The sequence below is a fragment of the Vallitalea sediminicola genome, assembly GCF_054408565.1.
Window position 1 is genome coordinate 1 of the sequence record NZ_BTPT01000093.1, and the last position, 21,062, is coordinate 21,062.

Here is a 21,062-nt window from a genome sequence, read left to right on the forward strand (position 1 = left end):
TTCCTATACCTATACATCCACTAGAGCGGTGTAAGGGGCTACGGGTATTTTAAGTAAATTAGATATCTAAGATTTTAATATTAAGACTAGCTAATTCTGCACATTAAATCTTGGTACGAAAGTAGTAAATGATATTTTCTTAATATTTCAACGTCAATACCAAAGTAAGGTCTTATAGGTGATACGGTAAGCGTGCCAGGACGGCTAAGCGCCTTTCCTCTAAACATGGACGTTTAGCGGAAAGGGATAGTATCACCTATAAGACCTTACGAAAGCCGATAGCCAAATGTGAAATATTAGGAAGATATTATTTGCGGATGATACCACTAATATGAAGTCTTTACATTGAATTTGAAATAGCCCATAGTCATGCTATGTAGAAGAAAAAGTGTTTTGCAATAACCACGTCAGAACAAAAAACTCTTTCTGACTGACTTGCATTACGATTCAATTCTCAAAAATCTTTTCTAGTTGAAGCTATTAATTAAATGGTATATAATTAATAAAAGTAGAAATGAAAATATGATTTGAAAAATATATGTTTATTAATAATTAGGTAAATAAAGAAATAGAATATAATTATAATAAATTTTCATTCATATTTTATACACTACATGGTATAATTACTCTAGCTATATGGAGTTTTGAACTATTATTACATTGATGTTGAGTAAGAGATATAAGGTGATATTATTGAAAATTGGTTTTTTTGATTCAGGGATAGGTGGAATAACAGTTTTAAATGAAGCACTTAAAATGCTGCCAAATGAAGAATACATATATTATGCAGATTCAAGTAATGCTCCTTATGGTATTAAACCAAAGGAAGTAGTGAAAAAATACATATATAATGTGGTTGAATTTCTCATATCTGAGGATATTGATGTTTTAGTTATAGCATGTAATACAGCGACTAGCATAGCAGTCAAAGAATTAAGGAAAATCTATGATATTCCTATAATTGGAATGGAACCTGCTGTGAAATACGCAGTAGAACATGATAAGAACATGAGAGTTCTCGTGACAGCAACTGATTTGACTCTGAAAGAGGAGAAATATCAGAAGTTGGTGGAGAGGGTTGATAATGAATCAAGGGTTGATTCGTTAGCACTTCCAAAACTAATAGAATATGCTGAGAATTTTATATTTGAAGAAGATGAAATTGTACCTTATCTAAAAAAACAATTGGAACCATTTGATTGGAATAAATATGGTTCAATTGTACTTGGGTGTACACATTTTCCATTTTATAAAAGTTATTTTAGAGAAATTTTACCTGAACATGTAAAAATATTGGATGGCAATATAGGTACTATAAAGCATCTGAAAAATATTTTAGATGAAAATAATAGTTCTTATGGCAGTGGTGATAACAAGTTGACATTTTATTATTCTGGTATTAAAGATGAGGACAACAGTATTCTAAAAAAATATCTTAACAAACTATAGAGTATAGTATACAGTAACTTATTAAGATAAAGATTGGAGTAAAATAAATGGGTAAAAAAATATTAAAAGAAGTAAAAGATATCATTGTATTTGCAGTTATAGTTATTGTTAGTGTAGTAGTCATTCAGAGTTACGCATTAGCATCAACTAAGGTTCAACAACATTCTATGGAAACTACTTTAATGGAAAATGATTTTTTATTTGCTGAGAAAATATCATATATTTTTACAGAACCTAACCTAGGAGATATCATTGTATTCTTACAAGAAAGACCAGAAGGTTTTTGGGGGAATCCGATAGGTATCTGTATTGAAGATACTCTAGGAAAATTCAAGCGAAATGATCCTAGGATGAGATATGTGAAAAGAGTAATAGGATTATCAGGAGATATAATTGACATAAGAGACGGCAAAGTATTTGTTAATGAGCAGCAGTTAGACGAATCCTATACAAAAGGAATGACAGATAGTAGGAATATAGGATTTCCTTTAGAGGTTCCCGAAGGACAATTATTTGTTCTTGGAGATAACAGAGAATATAGCTGTGACAGTAGAAATTTTGGATGCATAGATAAAGATAAGATTGAAGGAAAAGTAGTTCTAAGACTATGGCCCATTAATAAGATAAGAGCATTTTAATAATATTGGTTTTATTATATAAGTTGAATTAAATAATTGCTATAGAGCCAGCAATTGTTTAGTTCTATTCAGCTTATAAAATCAAGGGAAATATATTGAACTTATTGAAATGGGGTATAGATATTTTCAATCAATATATATAGTAACTTTTTATTACATATAGCATCTGCTATATCATGAGTTACCAATAAAGCTGTTTTATTTTCTTCTTTTAAGATAGTACCGATTTCATCTCCAGCAGATAATCTTGTTTGGTAATCAAGCGCTGCAAAAGGTTCATCTAATAATAATATTTCAGGCTTTAATGCTAGAGTTCTGATAAGAGCCGCTTTTTGCCTCATTCCTCCTGAAAGTTGAGATGGTTTATAATTCTTGAAATCATATAAACCATATTGCTTAAGTAATCCATTTATATATTCAAGACTCTCTTTAGATTGTTTGTTATTAATTTCCAATCCAAGCAATACATTTCTATACACTGTTCTCCATTCAAAAAGATGATCTTTCTGAAGCATATATCCAATGTAATGGGAATCATTATTTATCAAAGACTTATCTAGGACAACTTCTCCGATTGAAGGCTGTATCAGACCAGATATAAGCGATAATAGCGTGGATTTCCCACAACCACTAGGACCTACAATACTAATAAATTCTCCTTTATTAATCATAAGGTTAATATTTTCTAAGGTCTTTGTTTCACCTTTTGGTGTGTGATACGTATACGATAGATTTTGAATTTTTACTAAAGGAGACATATGTACCTCCAACTTATTTTCATATACTATATTGTATTAAAATATATATTGTTTTGTGTAAGATAAAATATCAAATGGCATTGAACTTTTAGATACAATACCATTTTAATATGTGTTATTCTTCGTAAGCTTGAACTGTAGATTTTACTCTATATTTACCTGATGGGATATTGCCAAATAGATATTTACCATCTAAATTAGTTTTAGTTATTTGTATTAGGGTTTCAATATTATCTTCAATAGAATAAAGTGCAACAACTGCATTATTGATTGGTTCTTTAGTATCACTATCATTTATAGTACCGAATATTATCCCATTGTTAGATGTATCAGGTATGAGCAATACATCTACTGGTAAATACTCTTTTCCAGCAATAGCTGTTGGTTGAGATTGAGCATCAAAATATCCTATTTTAGTTACTTTTGTAAGATAATTACCATCATCAAGATTGATAAAAAGATATTGTCCAGATTCATTTGTCACTGACATACCCATATATATTTCTTCAGTTCCTTCAACTTTATATAGTTGAACAAATGCACTTTCTATAGGAGCAATATCTGATTTAATTATTCCGAAAATTATATTTTTATTAGAATCAGGATCAAAATCAATGATAATATCAATATCGGTTTTTTTGTTTTTTCTAACTGTTATTGAAATTGGATTTGATAATGTATAATCTTCTTTAGTAGCTGAAATTAAATAAGAACCTATTGGAATAGATGTTAGAGTAAACTTACCAACAACATTGGTAGTAGCATGAATATAATCTTTAAGATCTGCAGTGGTTAGTTTAACAGTAGCATTAGAAACTGGTACGCCAGCTGAGGTTAATACTGTTCCTGTTATAACTCCAACATTTATATTGGCATTTTCTATTAATGAAATATCAATATGGTTTTCTTGTGCACCTTCAGAAATTATCTCATCACTGTGAGCAATTTGATATTTATCATAACTAGTCATAATTTCACTTTCACCTCTTTCTAAATTTGGATTTTATTTCATAGAAAACAATTTCATCATCATACTCTCTAATTATCAAGTTAAAATTGAATTTAACATTTTCTCTAATTTTATTTAGCTTAAAGTTAAGTTTACTGATGTTTTTTAAAGGTCTGCATATTGTTTTAGGTTTATACTTAGGATGAGAAACTGTTATTATAAAATTACTAGATGGAATATTATATATTAAATATTGACCGCTCTTATTGGAACAAGTTGTTGCGATAATTTTATTAGGTTTATCTTCTAGTGTTAGAGTGATTTTTGCATTAGGGATACATCTATTATTGTAGTTATTATAAATGGTACCATAAAGTAATACTTTTCTAGTAATAGGATTTTTATATAAATTAAAATTTAATCGTTTTCTAGTATTGGGATATATCTTCACTTTTTTAATAGGAGATGTCAAAAAACGATCTTTAGTAGCAATTAATTGATATTTCCCCGGAGCTAATATATTTTTAAAGCTATATATTCCATATTTATTACTTTGTGTACAGTATAATGGTTTAGTGTTACTATTCAATACTTGAATAGTAGCATTTTCAATTGGCATGTCTCTATATTTTATTGTTCCAGTCAACAAAGTTTTTGGTATACATATTTTATCTAATTTCAAATCTATTCTTTTTTGCTGAGAAGGAGATAAATTAAAAATTTTACTTTCCTTAAGTTCATAAATATCTGTAATTCGCAAAATAATGTCTCCTTTACTTATTTCAAACAATATCTATCTATAATAATATATGTTCATTTGAAAATAAAAGTGACAGGTTGTCTAATTTAAAATTAATTTGTGGTAGAAGTATTTTTTGTGATGTGATATCATATATAATAGTAGAACTATTATATATAAAAGTAAAGGTGGATATATGAAAAAATTTAAGCTGGATATCAAACAGAAAAATGTATTTTTAATATGTATTGCACTGCGAAATGTCATTGAATCAATAGCTATGCCAGGGAATCTAGTATTAACTAGTTTCATGATTTTTTTAGGATTAGCTGATTATGAAATGGGTTATATTCTAGGATTCATAGCTTTAACTAATATATTTCAAGTGTTTTCACCATTGATATATGAAAAATTTAAAAGTCCAAAGAAGATGGTGTTAATTACAAGAACTTTACGGTTTGTCATATTTTATTTAATAATGTTACTACCTTTTTTAGAAAGTTCACGATTCATAATTCTACTATTTATTATATTTACTTCCATGTCTTTCACATCATTGATGGGAGGAACATTCTTAGCTTGGAATGATAGAATAATACCTATAGATAGAAAAGGGAGATATTATTCTACACGTAACTTGATAGGTAATGGTGTTGGAATACTTATGCCACTATGTGTTGGTAGGGTTCTAGATACTTATGTACATACTACTAGTTTATTTATGATAATATTTATTGTAAGTATTATATTTGCAGTTGGGGAAATATTTATTATTACTAGGTTAGAAGATTATCCTTTAATTACTAAGGGTAAACTATCATTGAAACAGACATTGACTCTGCCGCTAAAAGACCCTAAATACAGACAATTTATCATATTTTCATTATTATGGATGTTCGCTTGGAATTTCGGCAGACCATTTTTTAATATATATGCAATTAAATATATTAAGCTTTCTTATGGTTTTATAGCTTTTGTTTCCAGTTTTACTGCGGTTATTAAATTGCTTCTTGCAAAGTTCTGGGGAGCGGGTGTTGACCGTTATGGGTTCAAGAAGATTCTTAAGTATACAGGATTATGTTTTATGGCAACTCATTTTTTATGGTTATTTATTTCTGTAGATTGTCATATAATTTACTTTTTATTTATCTTATTAAATGGTATATTTATGATAGGATTTAATATAGCTAAATTCAATGTTAATTTAAAATTAACGGATCATGAACATAGACTTTCATATATGGCAGTTAATGCGGCTATAACAGCAGTATTTTCTTTTGTTAGTACTAACATAAGTACAATAATCATTAGAGTAATCGATCCATCATGGAAAATATTTTCTTTAGATATTTTTCAGATACTGTTTGGTATAGCAGGTATATTATATTTGATTGCTCTTATTTACATAATCAAGAAAGATTTATAATACATAGAAAGGTACGGTGATAAAATGTCCTTAACACCAGCACCAGCTTTAGAAAAAGGGCTAAAATTATTAGAAATAATAGCAAAGGAAGAACAAGTAAGTTTTAATCAACTTCAATCAATGACTGGTTATAACGTAAGTAGCTTGAACCGATATCTGCATACATTACGTCATCTTGACTATATACAGAAGAACTTGAATAACAAATATATAATAGGATTAAAATTTTTTAGTTTGGCAGAAAAGAGTAATAGATGGCATTTTCTTAAGGAAGTAGCTAAGAAATATTTAGTTGATTTAAGTAATAGGTACGGTATCAGTTTATTGCTTATAGGATATTCCAACGATCAGTTTATCGTTTTAACAAAGCAAGCTCATAAAGATAATATTACAATGATGAGTGTTGATACATGTCGCTATTATGAAGAGTCAATTACATGGGCTTTACCATATATCGTTCATCTGGAAGAAGAAGAGCGAAAACGTATAGAAGAAATATATGTAAACAAGAATAATAATATATTAGAACATATGAATCAATTAAAATCACATTTCTTGGAGAATGGATATGTTCTTGATAATGGGTTCGTTAATAAGAATATACTACGTATAGGAGTACCATTATATGCTGGTGAATCCAAGCCTATTGCTGTATTGGGAGCAGGAACGTTCAAACAGCATCTGGAAGATAATGTAGATGATGTGATTGAAGCTATGAAGGAAACAAGTACAAAAATAAGCGAGTTGGTATTTTGAAATTCTTGGATTTATTCTCAAAATTATAAGATAATAATAGTAATACATTGATTCTTTATTTATTTTACTTTCTTAATGGAAGGAGACATCATGTTACTAGAATTAATAAAAAATTTGTTTGAAAAACTTGGGGTAATTATATTAGGTGCATTCATATTATCAAAATCTGAATTAGTTAAGAAGTTCTTGTTGAAAAAGGAATTAACAATATATGATAAGGTGTTCTTTTCTCTGGTATTTGGTGGTGTTGGAATTTTAGGGACATACTTTGGTTTTCCTGTTAGTGGAGCCCTTGCTAATTCACGTTCTATTGGAGTAATTATTGCAGGGTTATTTGGTGGACCTTTTGTTGGAATAGGCGCAGGATTGATTGCTGGTATTCATAGGATGCTAATTCCTATAGGTCAATTTACTGCTATAGCTTGTGGTATATCAACTATATTAGGAGGAGTACTAGCAGGATTTGCAAAAAGGTTTATAGAAGATAGACCAAGAAAATGGGTTTCGGGAATAATAGTTGCGGCATTTATTGAAAGTTTACAAATGATAATTATTTTACTCATAGCTAAACCATATAGTGAAGCTCTTCATTTGGTGAAAATTATTTTTATACCTATGACATTTATTAATTCAATGGGAACAGGTGTATTTTTAGTATTAATAGAACAGATATATGATGAGTACGAGAAAGCTGGAACGGCAAAAGCTCAATTAGCTTTGCGTATTGCATCAAAAACTTTAACATACCTTAGGCAAGGATTAAATGAATATTCGGCACAGAAGGTAGCAGAATTAATCTACAAAGAGGTTAAAGTAAGTGCTGTTTCATTAACTGATAGAGAATCTATACTAGCTTTTATAGGAATTGGCAGTGACCATCATATGAAGGGTGCTCCAATATATACAGAAATAACAAAAAGAGCTATAAAAGAAAAACAGTATATCATGGCTCAAGAAAAAAAGGATATTGAGTGTTCTAATAAGAACTGCAAATTAAAAGGAGTAATAGTTGTACCTCTGACAATAAACAATAATGTAATTGGAACATTAAAATTATATAAGACACATGAGAATAGTATTAGTCTCTCTGATAAAGAATTAGCAACGGGATTAGGTCAATTATTTTCTACTCAACTGGAACTGAGCGAAATAGATTATCAAAAGCAATTACTCAATAAAGCAGAACTGAAAGCTTTACAAGCACAAATACAACCTCATTTTCTATTTAATACTCTAAATACTATCGTTTATTTTTGTAGAACCGATCCTGAAAAAGCCAGAGAACTATTACTGAAATTAAGTTATTATCTAAGAAATAATTTTAAAACAACAGGTGATTTCATTAGCCTTAAAGAGGAGATATTATATGTAGAGTCTTATTTAACAATAGAACAGGCAAGATTTCCAGAACGGTTAAAAGTAGAATATGACATAGAAGAAGGTATACAGTGTAAAATACCACCTCTTTTAATTCAACCAATAGTAGAGAATGCAGTAAAGCATGGACTAATGGCAAAAAAAGCAGGAGGTAAGATTGTTATAAGTATCAAGCAGAAAGAAGAATATGTAGTAATAACTGTTTCTGATAACGGAGTTGGAATGATTAATGAACAGATTGAAAGATTATTTGATGATAATAAAAAACAAGGTATAGGTATTAATAATGTTAATAATAGATTAAAGAGTATCTACAATACAAGCATAGAAATAAAGAGCAAAGAGGGGGAAGGAACTACAATGATTATGGAAATACCTATAAGGGGTGAAAAACATGATTAGAGTAATTATAGTAGATGATGAACAACCAGCAATAGATGAACTAAGTTATATATTATCAAAATATGATGAATTAGATGTAATAGGAAAATTTGACGACCCAATACAAGCTCTTGAATTCATTAGAATACATCCAGTAGAAGTAGTTTTCATAGATATTTCTATGCCAGAAATGGATGGATTTATGCTTGCACAGCAAATAATTAATTTGAATCTAGATATCAACGTAGTATTTGCAACAGCGTATAACGAATATGCTATAAAAGCTTTTGAAATAAATGCAGTAGATTATATCCTTAAACCATTGGATGATGAAAGACTTGAGATAACTGTATTAAAAATAAAAGATAGAGTTGATAATAATCATAAACAGGATAGTGAAAATATTGAAAAAGTAATTGAATCTCACAAAATAAAGCTAAAAAAACTTCCTGTATGGAAAGGAGAGAGGATCATATTAATGGATCCTGATGAATTATTATTCTGTTATGTTGAAAACAGTGAGACTTATATAGTTACGGAAAATGAATCCTATTATACAGCTGATACATTATGTAAATTAGAAAAAACATTTCAGGATTACAATTTTTTTAGATGCCATAGAAGCTATTTGATTAATCTAGAGAAAATAAAAGAAATCATACCTTGGTTTAATAAGACTTATGCAGTGAAATTTAAAAATTGTAAAAAAGAAATACCAATCAGTAGAAGACAATCTTGCGAATTTAAAAAAATGTTTGATTTATAAATCAAAGTATAGTCAAAGGTATAATGATTATGCTTTTTACCGTTTATAGTTAAATAATAACCGTTTAAGTTCTAAAAAAGTGCATTTAACGGTAAAGTGCACAATAATGAATGATATCAGGTATAATAATTGTATATTATTATACATAGGGAGGCATTTTAAATGATATCATTTTTATTATCTATAGTTGCTTTGATCTTAGGTTATGTTTTTTATGGCAAATTTGTAGAAAAAATATTTGGAATGGACGAAAACAGAAAAACTCCAGCTGTAACAATGAAAGATGGGGTGGATTACGTACCAATAGGCTGGAAAAAAGCATTTTTAGTACAATTTCTGAATATTGCAGGATTAGGACCTATATTTGGTGCGGTAGCAGGAGCTTTATGGGGGCCTGTAGCATTTTTATGGATTGTACTTGGATGTATTTTTGCAGGTGCTACACATGATTATTTTGCAGGTATGTTATCTGTTAGACACAACGGAGAAACTGTAGCTGAAATAGTAGGTAGATATTTAGGAACTTCAGCAAAAAATGCTATGCGTGTATTTTCGGTAGTATTACTACTATTAGTTGGTGTGGTTTTTGTTAATGGACCTGCGAGTATATTAGAGAATCTAACTGGGATTAACAAAATGGTTTGGGTTGGATTAATTATAGTATATTACCTATGTGCAACGGTATTACCAGTTGATAAGATTATAGCAAAGATTTATCCTATATTTGGTGCGGCATTAATAATTATGGGTATTGGTATAATGATAGGTATATTTGTTAATGGGTATTCTATACCAGAGATACAGCTTACTAACTTACATCCATCAGGTAAAGCAATCTTTCCATTTCTATTTATTACTATTGCTTGTGGTGCTATTAGTGGATTCCATGCTACACAATCACCTATTATGGCAAGATGTATTACAAATGAAAAAGAGGGAAGAAAGATATTCTACGGTGCAATGATAGCCGAAGGTATAGTAGCCTTAATATGGGCAGCAGCAGCGATAGCATTCTTTGGTAATACACAGGCATTATCTGAAGCTGGTACAGCAGGCGTTGTTGTAACTACAATATCTGTATCCTTACTCGGTACAGCAGGTGGAGCATTAGCATTACTTGGAGTTGTTGCATGTCCTATCACATCAGGTGATACAGCCTTTAGAAGTGCAAGACTAGCTATTGCAGATGCTATTAGTCTGAAACAAGATAAATTTAAAAATAGATTTTTAATTGCAATTCCTTTGTTTGTTATAGGTGTAGTTTTATGTTTTGTTGATTTTGGTATCATATGGAGATATTTTGCTTGGTCAAATCAAACACTTGCTACAATTATGTTATGGGCTGCGGCAAGCTTTTTAGTAAAAGAAAAACGATTCCATTGGATATGTACTTTGCCAGCAACATTTATGACAGCAGTAATTACAACTTATATAATAATTGCTCCAGAAGGATTAAAACTTTCAACTTCCATTGGATATCCAGTAGGTATAATAGCAGCTTTAGCATCTATCACATTATTCATATTCAAAGCGAATAAGCAAAGACAATTATAAATAATTAAAATAGCTGTTTCCATAATAAAATGGACCTTGTTTGAAGGGCATTTTATTAGGAGACAGCTCTTATTTTATACTTTTGTACAATATTAAGTGATTATTATATTAGGTTTACTTTATCTGAAACCTAGAAAATAATTTGAACCACCATTGTTATCCCAGTATGTAACTCCATCTACTTCATAGTATACAGCGAATTGTACATTTTTTGGAGTAGTCTTTGTTTTATAATCATAATGCCAATACTCTATATTACTATTTTCTTGAGAAGAATGATAGTCAGCATCAATATCTGTATAAGTCTGCCAATTATCTTCAGTAATTCTAACTCTCACACTTTTTTCTGATGATAAATTCTTTAATGCAATATATCCATTAATTGATTCGATTCTATCATAGGTTTGATTAGCTTCATAGTGACTGGACAAAGATAATATTGAATCTTTAGCTAAAACAACATCCCTTGTTACGGTATAATTGCTTCCATTGTTATTATCCCAATAAGTCTGACCATTTGTTTCGCATTTTACAGCAAAAATACAAGGAGAATAATAATTACAAGGTGTTTCAAAATGCCAGATTTCGTATCCGTCTGAAGTTGTTTCAACATATTTTGCGGATACGTCTTGCCAATTGTCTTGATTATATTGATAACAATAATGAACAGTTACTTTTTTATTAGGGTCTGAATTTTTAACTGCAATGTTTCCTTCATAATGACCTGTTGAACCGTCAGCTGAAAAAATATGGTATCTTGCATGACATAATTGAACTGGATCTTCTGATGCTTGTACGTTAGTAGCGCCTGTAATTAAAATAGTGGTAGCAGTTATGATAAAACATATCATAAAACATAATGAATTTTTAAATAATTTCATATAATTCCTCCTGAAAATTTTATTTTAACCAAAAAGTATTATAGTTTATCTTAAAAAGAATGTCAATATATAAAATGAATAAAAATTACATTAATATAATTAATTATAACAATATAGAAAATAGAGAAATGTAATACCAATTAGTAACATATACCATGCTTAATTTGTGAAAACATTAATATATATGTTATAGATGTAATAACATACAAAAAAATATATATAGGTAAAAAAACTTGTAAATTTTTTATTGGGATTATTTTGAATAGATTTATTATTATGCATAATTATTTGTTAAATTATGCCAAATTTATTATATTAGTCAAATGAAAACCACCCGTTCATATACGGGTGGCCGTAATTACTCAATATTTTTAATTGCCTCTTCAGCAAACTCTGTTGTAACGATATTATCATATTCTACTCTTTTATCTAATTCACCAGCTGAATCAAGAATGTTTTGAAGTAGGTCAAGACCTGCTTTTTCAAAATAGGGGTCTTTTCTCCAAGTATCTTGGTCTTTATATCTTTGTACAATCTGAATAAGTAATTCCATATCAGTATCTTTGAATTGTGGCTTAATAATTTCAGCAATTTCTTCAGGAGTATGTTCATCAACCCAGAGTTGGCTCTTATAGATAGCATTAATAAATTTTTGTATAGTTTCTGGATTTGCTTTTATATAGCTTTTTTCAGCCATGTATGCAGTATAAGGAACTAACCCGCTTTCAATTCCTAGAGATGCGACTACATGACCTTTACCTTCGTTCTCGATTTTTGAAGCAGCTGGTTCGAATTCTGTTGTATAATCTCCGGTTCCTCCAATAAATGAGCCGCCGGTAGCAGTAAAATCAATATTAGTAATTATCTCTACATCTTCAAATGGCTTGATATTGTTCTTTTTCAGTATGTATTCTAGAACCATCTGAGGCATTCCACCTGGTCGACCGCCAATTATTGTCTTGCCTTTTAGATTTTCCATTTTGAATTCTTCTTCAGTTCTTCCTATTAAAAAGTTTCCAGCACGCTGGGTAAGTTGAGCAAAGTTGATTACATAGTCCTCTTTACCTTCATTAAAAACATATATAGATGCTTCTGGTCCCATGAAAGCTATGTCTGCGTTATTTGATATTAGAGCTGTCATTGATTTATCTGCGCCCCATCCAGAAGAGTAGTTAACTCAAAGTTTTTTTAATAAACATTTCTGAGTAATCGGCACTTCTTCCATGTTTTATAGGAATTGTGTACTGCATACTTTTGTCGCCGAGCATCACAGTAAGAGGGTGAGCAAGTTCAAGATCCATTGTTCCTGATTCGTTGAAGTAATCATCATTTACCTCTAGGGTTACAACCTTCCCGATTATTAAAGAAAAATTTTCTCTCAAGATTTCTTCAACTAATGTACACTCAGCCCACGCTAAACATCCATCAACACCAGGTACTTTTACTTTGTAAGATTGGTGAGCCTTTAAATCTGCTTCAATAAATTCATCTACCTCATGAGGAAAATTCTTAGAGGTTATCATAACTTCTTCAAGCATATCACTAGTAGGAATACTTACAACAAATTCCTTTGTCTCTCGTACGTTGGATAGAGTATCTCTATTAAGTAAAGAAGCAAAAACAATTTTATCAAGGGGTTTACAAATAGGAGTAATGTTTGACCAAGCTCCTATATTAGCAATACCATTTTTGTCCAAGGTAGAGATAAAAGCTACAGGTAATGGAAAAATCTGTTCTCTTTTTTGCGGTTTAAGTATCATTTAATTACCACCTTTCATATATATTTTTATATAGCAATTATAAAAAGTTGTATTATTAGTTTGATTTTATGTGTAATAAATTATAACAAATTAGTACAGAGGTGTAAATGATAATAATTATTATTATCATTATATTTAGTAATTAATTATTTTAATAAATATAATTAATATAATAAAGATAGAGTATAGGTTTTATTAACTATAATCAGAGGTGAGTTGACTATATAGATTAAGGGCTGTCTATTAATAGACAGCCCTTAGAATGTAATTACATTAGTGGAATTTTATTCTACTTTAAATTTGTCTGTTTTTGCTTTTAATGTATATGCAACATTTTTCTGTTCTTCAATACTAGCGCCAATCTCTTCGAATGAACTTGCTTGTTCTTCAATGACACTGTTAATCTGTTGTACGGAACTTGCGTCTTCTTGAATGGATGATGACATTTGATCCATTGCTTTTGTCATTTCTTCAGCTACTAAAGATTGTTGATTAGATGAATCGGATATCATTTCAATCTTATCATTGATGTTCTTGATAGAACCTAATATATTCTGAAAATGGTCATGTATGATATTAGATTTTTCAACACTTACTTCTACTAATTCTTGTCCTTGAGAAATTGCTGAACTAGCATTATCAGCTTTTATTTGAATTTCACCGATCAAGCTACTTATACTTAGTGCTGATTCTTTACTTTCTTCTGCAAGAGTTCTTACTTCATCTGCAACTACAGCAAATCCTTTACCATGTTCACCAGCTCTTGCTGCTTCTATAGCGGCATTTAATGCAAGTAGGTTAGTCTGTTCAGAAATATTAGTAATTAGAGTAACTATTTCTCCGATTTTATCTGAGGAAGCTTTTAAGTTAACAATTGCTTCATATACTTCATTAGTGGATATCTTTACTTTATTATTGGCATTAACAACTTCTTGAATATTATCAGCGCCTTGATTAGCAAATTTTAAAGCAGAATTACTGTCTTCAAAAGTGTTTTTAACTTCTTGGGAGACCATATCAGCAGTGCTTGCCAATTCTTCAATACTTGCGGTTGCTTCCTCGATTACACTAGCATTATTCTGTGAACTATCAGATACACTAGCTATACCATTAGATATCTCTTCCATACCTTGGTTAGAATGTTCCATTCCTAATGAAATCTCATTGGATGATACCGCAAGATTATCCGCATTAAGTTTTACTTGTGATATAAGATCATGTATTTTATCAACAAATAAATTGAAGTATTTTGCTAATTCGCCTAATTCATCCTTAGTAGATATATTAAGTCGTTTGGTCAAGTCACCTTCACCTTCTGATATATCTTTCAACATGTTTATAGATTTTCTAATAGGTTTTCTGATTCCTCTTGATATAAAAATACCTAGAGTGATTGCTACTACTACTCCTAAAATAATTACTCCAAGTACTATTAATTTAGCCGTGGCGTATGTCTCTATCCCTTTATCATTAGCTTTATCAGCCACTTCCATGTTAAGTGCAATAATCTCATCAAGCATACTATCAACTTTTATGAATAAATCTCTATTGTTTAATGAGACTTGTCTTGATCGGTGGTCTATTTCTGCTATTTTATCATCAGTAATTGATAATCCTGATGCTATAAGCTTATCTTTTTGTCTGGATAAGTCTATTATTTGTTCATTTAGTTCTTTCCACTTATTCCATTCTGTTGTAAGTCTTTCCCAATTGACAGCTTCATCTTCTGTCTGTGGGAGTGCTGAGTATACTTCCCATGCTTTGTCAGATCTATCATAAGCACTTTCAATATAAGCATATTGATCATTTCTGAATTTGGTGTTAGATAAGTCATTATTAATTAATGCACGTTCTCCTGCAATGATAGCTGTGTGAGCTTCATTGATGACTAATAGAGATTCTACACTAGGTAGACGTACGTCGGCAATCTCGTATTGATCATCCATTATAAGATCCATTGAACGATAACCAACAAATCCTACAATACCAGTAATGAAAGAAACTAATAGGAACCCTGTTAAAATTTTTGTTGCGATTTTTAAATTCTTGAACCAATGCATGTTACTACCTCCGTTATAAAAATGCAAATTATTTAGATAAGGTGCATTATATCATTTGTTGTTATATTTTGTCAAAATTAACCATATTCATTTTCATTAAAATATATGTATAGAATTTTGTTTGGTATAAAACTTTTTCAATAGAATTAATAGGACATATTATAGAAGGCATATTAATAGATATATGTTGATATGGGAGAAAATCAAGTGGAAAGGGATAATATAACTAAGATAAAATATGTTAATGGTATTAAGGTTATATGTAATTACAAGGGGGAAGACAAGGAAAAAGAACAAGTGGAAAATAGAGTATTCAATATAATAATTAATATAGGTAAGAATGATTAGAAAAAACAATTCAATATATTTATATAGGGGGTGTTCTAATGTATCATGATATAAAAGGATTAAGAACTATAGCATTATACAGAATAAGTACTGATAAGCAGGATGAAGCTATGCAAAGGAGAAGCTGTAGAGATTTTTGTGAAACAAACGAATTAAATATAATTGATGAGTATACAGAAATGGATGTTTCAGGATTCAAGACTCCACTAAAAAATAGATATGAATTGATAAAAATACTTCTGAAGGCTGAGAAGAAAGAGTTTGATATATTATTAATATATAATAATGATAGATTAACTAGACGTTCAGATGAAGCGCCTAACATTCTACAGGTTTTGTCCAATAATAACATTAGAGTATTTGAGACTTCTACAGATAATGAAATCAAAACGGATTCCCATATGGACAAGTTGATTAATTTTTTCAATAGCTGGACTGCTGAATTCGAGAGTATCAAGACTTCTATGAGAGTCAAATCTTCTTTTGTAGATAAAAATGAAGAAGGAAAATTCCTAGGAGGTCTGCCGTTTGGATATAGATTGATTAATACTAGTCTCAAAAATAAAAGAGGTAAGTATATAAATAAGATGATTATAGATGAGAATGAAGCAGATATAGTTAGAACAATATTTGATTTATACATTAACAAAAATATGGGTACAGTAAGAATAGCTAATCATCTAAATGAAAATAATCATTTAACTAGAAAAAAGAAAGAAGCCTTAGATCATAATATCAATGTAACAGATAATCAATATCTATGGAGAGCTTCAACTATAACAAGGATATTAAGAAATCCGGTATATATAGGTCTAAAATCTTATAATAAAACTAAATCAACCAGAGATAAGATAGTTAAGAATAATAGAGAAGATTATAAGTTGCAACCATACAATGAAAATCTAAGAATAATTAGCAATGAAGATTTTCATCAAGCAGGATTCTTACTAGAAAGACGTAAAAAAAGAAAAAATTTGCAGATAAGTACAGCTACTATAAGTGAAAATGCATTATGCAGCGGATTGATTTACTGTAGATGTGGAGCAAAGTTAAAAACTGGTTATTCCCTAAGCAAATATCACAGAAAGAAAGACGACAAAGATATAAAGTTAAAAGTATATTATTATTATTGCCCAAATTCTAAGGTTAATAAAGTGAAGCATAAGGAGATTACAAATAAAAATATCTATAGTGTACTAAGATATGATTCTATTATTGATAAAATAATATTATATGAATTAAGAACTTTCAATACTAGTAGATTCCAACAAATTCTAAATGAAAAAATTAATAGCAATATTTATGTTAAACAACATGAACTTAATAACTTAATAATATTAAGAGAAAAACTGAAAAAACTAATTAATAAATATGAAATAGCCATAGATGAATGTTTTATAAATGATGAAAAAGAAAAAACAGAGATTTATGTAAATAATATAAATCGTAATAAAGATAAGCTAATAAAATTAGATGAAGAAATACAGCAGTTGACAGCTTATAATAATGATACTAATGGAAAAATAAAAAGTGTGACAAACAATGGTAATGCATTTAATAGTTTGGAAGAAAAATACAGCCATGCATCTCTGAATGAGAAAAAAGCCATACTTAATAAAATAGTTGATAAGATTATAATTAGTGAAGATGAAGTAATTATAAATTATATGTACTGATGTACTCATCTCCTCATCCTGTAGTAAGTTCAATATCTAGACCTTCATCTTCAAAGAATCCTTTTTCGATGGCTACATATTGAGGAGCATAGAATATTGAATGTACAACTTCGTTAAGTCTTACTGTTGTAAGATTACTTTTGCTATTACATCCACTAAGCATTGCAGATAATGCAACAATTATAAGTACTACTAAGCTAACCAATTTTCTTCTCACTAATAAATCCTCCTTATAATGTAATATAAACAACTGCTGGTTGGTTGCTTACTTTTGTATTAAATATATTATGCGACTAAGATTGTACCTGTTACACTAATTACCTTATAGTAATAACCTTAGAAGGATAATAGAATATTATAATTATTTTGGTAGATTTTTTCCTTTAAATATAAGTGTTTATATGGTAAAATATGTTGAGTTTTGACGTAATAAACTTAAAAGGTGATTGATTATGAATAATTTTAAAGAGATTATTAAATACTACTTGGTGTTTTTCAAGATAGGATTATTTACTATAGGAGGCGGTTATGCAATGCTTCCCATAGTGGAAAAAGAATTGGTAGATAGATATAAATGGTCTACGGAAGAAGAAGTTCTTGATAGTTATGCATTAGCACAATCTATTCCAGGAGTTATAGCTGTAAATACTTCTGCATTACTTGGTATAAAAGGAAAAGGTTTCTGGGGAGCCGTGGCTGCATCTCTAGGTGTTATATCTCCTTCTATTATTATAATAGTTATTATATCAATGTTTTTTTCTAGGTTCAGAGAGATTACAGCAGTAGCAAATGCTTTTAGGGGCATAAGAATAGCAGTCTTGGCACTATTAATACTATCTGTCAGTAAAATGGTTAGAAAATCAGTAAAAGATATATGGGGAATAATTCTTCTTATAATATCTTTTGTTTGTGTTCTGATTTTTAAGATATCACCAATTTATGTTATTTTAGGTGGTGCTGTTATAAGCATATTTATTTATTATAGAAAGGAAAAAGACAATGATCCTAGCTAGGTTATTCTATGAGTTTTTTAAAATCGGTTTATTTACTTATGGCGGTGGTTTAGCTATGCTGCCTTTACTTCAAGAGAAAGCGACTGCGTATGGCTGGCTGACCAAGGAACAGTTTACTGATATGATAGCAATATCTCAATCAACACCAGGAGCTATCGCAATAAATATGGCTACTTTTGTAGGTTATGACCAAGCAGGTTTTTTAGGGTCACTTATATCATCTTTAGGTGTTATATTACCAGGATTCATAATAATTATTATTGTAGCTAAGTTTTTGAAACATTTTAATGAAAAACCTGTTGTTAAGGCAATTTTTGTAGGACTTCGAGCAACTGTTATAGGATTAATACTTACAGCAGTGGTTAATGTAGGGATGGTATCTATCATTAACTATGATTTGTACAAGCAAACTGACATAATTACAAATTTATTTGATATAAAATCAATAATCCTATTTGCAGTTACCATGTTCGCAGTGATAAAATACAAGAAGCATCCTATTTATTATATTATTTCAGCAGGAATTATAGGGATTATTATTTGGTAAATGAAAGGATTTGATCTAATGGATTATATACTAGATGTTCATACTCATACAATAGTAAGTGGACATGCATACAGTACCATGCAAGAAGTAGTTGACCAAGCCGCTAAAAAAGGTTTAGAGTTGATAGCAATTACTGACCATGCACCAGCTATGCCAGGTTCAGCGCATATGTTTTATTTTAGTAATCTAGGAGTATTGCCAAAATATATTAATGGTGTAGAAGTGTTAAAAGGTATAGAAGCTAATATAATAAATTATAATGGAGATATTGATGTTGATACAGTAATACTTAAGCAATTAGATTTAGTTGTTGCAAGTCTACATCCACCATGTATAGAATTTGGAAATATTGAAGAAAATACAAATGCAATAATAGGTGCCATGAAAAATCCTTATGTTAATATAATTGGACATCCAGACGATGGAAGATATCCTCTTGATTATGATAAAATTGTTAAAGCCGCAAAAGAGCATAATGTCTTATTAGAAGTTAACAACAGTTCAATGAATCCTAACGGTTTTCGAAAAGGAACTGATAATATAAAGATTATGCTGGAAAAATGCATGAAAAAAAATGTTTCTATAGTCATTAATAGTGATGCACATGTGTCCTTTGATGTAGGTGAATTCGGTAGAGCAATTAAGCTAATTGAAGAAATTAATTTTCCGAAAGAACTGATAGTTAATACTTCTAAGGAAAAATTGAAAAGATTTTTGAAAGGATAAAGTATTACTTTACTTTAATATTTTATCGTGGTAAAATTTGATTAAGGAGTATGGGCATAATAGTAAATGGGAAAAACCAAATGGTTTTATTATTATACCTTAAGAAAGGGAGAGGGATATAATGAGCAAGAATATTAAATCACATGAGTTAGATAGGCTTTTTGAGGCTATTTTGAACTTGAAAAATCCTGAAGAATGTTATTTGTTTTTTGAAGATATCTGTACAGTTAATGAATTACAGTCGCTTGCCCAGAGGTTACAGGTTGCTAAGATGTTGAGGGAACAACATACATACTTAGAGATTGCAGAAAAAACAGGGGCATCTACGGCAACTATAAGTAGAGTAAATCGGTCATTGAATTATGGTAATGACGGTTATGATATGGTATTCGCACGAATAAAAAGCTAACGGTAAAACGTTAGCTTATTTTATTTCCCTTTATTTTCTTTTGGATCAGGGCTTTGCTTAAAATATCGATCTATTAATTTTTCTGCTAAATGTTTTTGAGCTGTCGCTTGTAAAGTCAATAGATAAATGATATTAAAGAGCTCTAACATATCCTTATCTTTGCCTTCTATATCAGAATCGTTAAATGTATTAACTGCTACTTCGATAGTACTTTCTATATGTTTTTTAAATAGTTTAAACTCATCTTTCTGAACATTCAATAATTTATCATAAAATTTTTCCAAAGAAAAATCCGAATTGTTTTCTAACATATCTTTTATAGGTGATAAAAGTTTTTGAATATCAGTAATGGATAGTACATGTTTAGAATAATAAATAAATATTAGCATAATCATATGATCAGGCGAATATTTTTTCTTAACTGGTGGTGGTAGTATATGGTTTTTGCTATAGTTGTTAATCATAGTTTTTGTTAATATCTTATCTTCGTCCCTACGTTTTAGTGATCCTAGATTATCATCCATAAAAGTAGTTACTTGATCCATATACAAGCTTATATTAGGTATATCTTTTGAATAAACATGTTCCATGTTCTCTAGTTGGTTTAATAATTTTTTCATATACGTTGAATAATTCATTGATTTATCACCTCATTATATGATGAGTAGCACTTAAAAAAGATAACTAAACAATAATAATAATGTCTATATATTGTATTTTATGCATTATATTTATTATATAGTATATAAAACTACTTAGCAAGAAGTTTGTTAAATTAAGTGTATTATATTGAGACTATTAATACTTTTAAATATACTTATTTTGCTCTAGCGAATTCATGTTCGATAT

The 21,062-nt window shown here is 29.6% G+C and carries 22 protein-coding genes; 13 read left to right on the forward strand and 9 right to left on the reverse strand.

Features of this window, described 5'->3' with window-relative positions; genetic code table 11:
* Nucleotides 1-693: 693 nt before the first annotated feature.
* A complete protein-coding gene (gene murI / locus ACX6CF_RS25070; protein WP_458788120.1) occupies nt 694-1,449 on the forward strand; it encodes a glutamate racemase in 756 nt (251 codons plus the stop codon).
* Between the two features lie 47 nt (nt 1,450-1,496).
* Nucleotides 1,497-2,087 (forward strand): signal peptidase I, encoded by a 591-nt coding sequence (gene lepB / locus ACX6CF_RS25075; protein WP_458788121.1) that lies wholly within the window; start codon nt 1,497-1,499, stop codon nt 2,085-2,087.
* A 101-nt stretch (nt 2,088-2,188) separates the two neighbouring features.
* Here lepB and ACX6CF_RS25080 read toward each other — a convergent pair whose 3' ends face one another.
* From ACX6CF_RS25080 to ACX6CF_RS25090, 3 genes are all read right to left on the reverse strand, one after another.
* Nucleotides 2,189-2,845, reverse strand: coding sequence for an ABC transporter ATP-binding protein (locus ACX6CF_RS25080; protein WP_458788122.1), 657 nt, complete (start codon nt 2,843-2,845; stop codon nt 2,189-2,191).
* A 115-nt stretch (nt 2,846-2,960) separates the two neighbouring features.
* A complete protein-coding gene (locus tag ACX6CF_RS25085; protein ID WP_458788123.1) occupies nt 2,961-3,815 on the reverse strand; it encodes an MSCRAMM family protein in 855 nt (284 codons plus the stop codon).
* A 10-nt stretch (nt 3,816-3,825) separates the two neighbouring features.
* Complete coding sequence (locus tag ACX6CF_RS25090) at nt 3,826-4,554, reverse strand: carboxypeptidase-like regulatory domain-containing protein (RefSeq protein ID WP_458788124.1); 729 nt, start codon at nt 4,552-4,554, stop codon at nt 3,826-3,828.
* Nucleotides 4,555-4,729: 175 nt separating this feature from the next.
* Here ACX6CF_RS25090 and ACX6CF_RS25095 point away from each other — a divergent pair, with 175 nt between their 5' ends.
* From ACX6CF_RS25095 to ACX6CF_RS25115, 5 genes are all read left to right on the forward strand, one after another.
* Nucleotides 4,730-5,959, forward strand: a complete 1,230-nt coding sequence (locus tag ACX6CF_RS25095) for an MFS transporter (RefSeq protein WP_458788125.1) — start codon at nt 4,730-4,732, stop codon at nt 5,957-5,959.
* Nucleotides 5,960-5,983: 24 nt separating this feature from the next.
* On the forward strand, nt 5,984-6,715 hold the full coding sequence (locus ACX6CF_RS25100; protein ID WP_458788126.1) for a helix-turn-helix domain-containing protein: 732 nt from the start codon (nt 5,984-5,986) through the stop codon (nt 6,713-6,715).
* 90 nt (nt 6,716-6,805) lie between these two features.
* On the forward strand, nt 6,806-8,494 hold the full coding sequence (locus ACX6CF_RS25105; RefSeq protein ID WP_458788127.1) for a LytS/YhcK type 5TM receptor domain-containing protein: 1,689 nt from the start codon (nt 6,806-6,808) through the stop codon (nt 8,492-8,494).
* The gene (locus tag ACX6CF_RS25110) at nt 8,487-9,239 is read left to right on the forward strand and encodes a LytR/AlgR family response regulator transcription factor (RefSeq protein ID WP_458788128.1); all 753 of its coding nucleotides are present in this window, start codon (nt 8,487-8,489) and stop codon (nt 9,237-9,239) included. Before ACX6CF_RS25105 ends, ACX6CF_RS25110 begins: the two co-directional genes overlap by 8 nt.
* Nucleotides 9,240-9,401: 162 nt before the next feature.
* Nucleotides 9,402-10,793, forward strand: coding sequence for a carbon starvation CstA family protein (locus tag ACX6CF_RS25115; RefSeq protein WP_458788129.1), 1,392 nt, complete (start codon nt 9,402-9,404; stop codon nt 10,791-10,793).
* A 119-nt stretch (nt 10,794-10,912) separates the two neighbouring features.
* Here the strand turns inward: ACX6CF_RS25115 and ACX6CF_RS25120 are convergent, their stop codons facing one another.
* From ACX6CF_RS25120 to ACX6CF_RS25135, 4 genes are all read right to left on the reverse strand, one after another.
* On the reverse strand, nt 10,913-11,674 hold the full coding sequence (locus ACX6CF_RS25120; RefSeq protein ID WP_458788130.1) for a hypothetical protein: 762 nt from the start codon (nt 11,672-11,674) through the stop codon (nt 10,913-10,915).
* Nucleotides 11,675-12,032: 358 nt separating this feature from the next.
* Entirely contained in the window at nt 12,033-12,815 is a 783-nt protein-coding gene (locus ACX6CF_RS25125; protein ID WP_458788131.1) for an ABC transporter substrate-binding protein, read from the reverse strand.
* Between the two features lie 31 nt (nt 12,816-12,846).
* On the reverse strand, nt 12,847-13,434 hold the full coding sequence (locus ACX6CF_RS25130; protein WP_458788132.1) for a flavin reductase family protein: 588 nt from the start codon (nt 13,432-13,434) through the stop codon (nt 12,847-12,849).
* A 284-nt stretch (nt 13,435-13,718) separates the two neighbouring features.
* On the reverse strand, nt 13,719-15,494 hold the full coding sequence (locus ACX6CF_RS25135; RefSeq protein ID WP_458788133.1) for a methyl-accepting chemotaxis protein: 1,776 nt from the start codon (nt 15,492-15,494) through the stop codon (nt 13,719-13,721).
* A gap of 207 nt (nt 15,495-15,701) precedes the next feature.
* Between ACX6CF_RS25135 and ACX6CF_RS25140 the strand changes: the two genes are divergently transcribed.
* Together ACX6CF_RS25140 and ACX6CF_RS25145 are read left to right on the forward strand one after the other, a co-directional pair.
* Nucleotides 15,702-15,842, forward strand: coding sequence for a hypothetical protein (locus ACX6CF_RS25140; protein ID WP_458788134.1), 141 nt, complete (start codon nt 15,702-15,704; stop codon nt 15,840-15,842).
* 38 nt (nt 15,843-15,880) lie between these two features.
* Entirely contained in the window at nt 15,881-17,518 is a 1,638-nt protein-coding gene (locus ACX6CF_RS25145) for a recombinase family protein (protein WP_458788135.1), read from the forward strand.
* Between the two features lie 13 nt (nt 17,519-17,531).
* Here the strand turns inward: ACX6CF_RS25145 and ACX6CF_RS25150 are convergent, their stop codons facing one another.
* Nucleotides 17,532-17,735: an ABC transporter substrate-binding protein gene (locus ACX6CF_RS25150; protein WP_458788136.1), complete on the reverse strand. Its 204-nt coding sequence runs from the start codon at nt 17,733-17,735 to the stop codon at nt 17,532-17,534.
* 235 nt (nt 17,736-17,970) lie between these two features.
* Between ACX6CF_RS25150 and ACX6CF_RS25155 the strand changes: the two genes are divergently transcribed.
* The 4 genes from ACX6CF_RS25155 (at nt 17,971) to ACX6CF_RS25170 (ending at nt 20,213) form a co-directional block, all read left to right on the forward strand.
* The gene (locus ACX6CF_RS25155; protein ID WP_458788137.1) at nt 17,971-18,531 is read left to right on the forward strand and encodes a chromate transporter; all 561 of its coding nucleotides are present in this window, start codon (nt 17,971-17,973) and stop codon (nt 18,529-18,531) included.
* Entirely contained in the window at nt 18,518-19,078 is a 561-nt protein-coding gene (locus ACX6CF_RS25160) for a chromate transporter (protein ID WP_458788138.1), read from the forward strand. The genes ACX6CF_RS25155 and ACX6CF_RS25160 overlap by 14 nt, the downstream gene beginning before the upstream one ends.
* 18 nt (nt 19,079-19,096) lie before the next feature.
* Nucleotides 19,097-19,804 carry a phosphatase gene (locus ACX6CF_RS25165; RefSeq protein ID WP_458788139.1) on the forward strand — a complete coding sequence of 236 codons (708 nt, stop codon included), beginning with the start codon at nt 19,097-19,099 and terminating at the stop codon, nt 19,802-19,804.
* 121 nt (nt 19,805-19,925) lie between these two features.
* The gene (locus ACX6CF_RS25170) at nt 19,926-20,213 is read left to right on the forward strand and encodes a YerC/YecD family TrpR-related protein (protein WP_458788140.1); all 288 of its coding nucleotides are present in this window, start codon (nt 19,926-19,928) and stop codon (nt 20,211-20,213) included.
* 20 nt (nt 20,214-20,233) lie between these two features.
* On the opposite strand, the gene ACX6CF_RS25175 is transcribed toward ACX6CF_RS25170, so the two are convergent.
* Nucleotides 20,234-20,851, reverse strand: coding sequence for a DUF1836 domain-containing protein (locus ACX6CF_RS25175; RefSeq protein ID WP_458788141.1), 618 nt, complete (start codon nt 20,849-20,851; stop codon nt 20,234-20,236).
* Between the last annotated feature and the right edge of the window lie 211 nt (nt 20,852-21,062).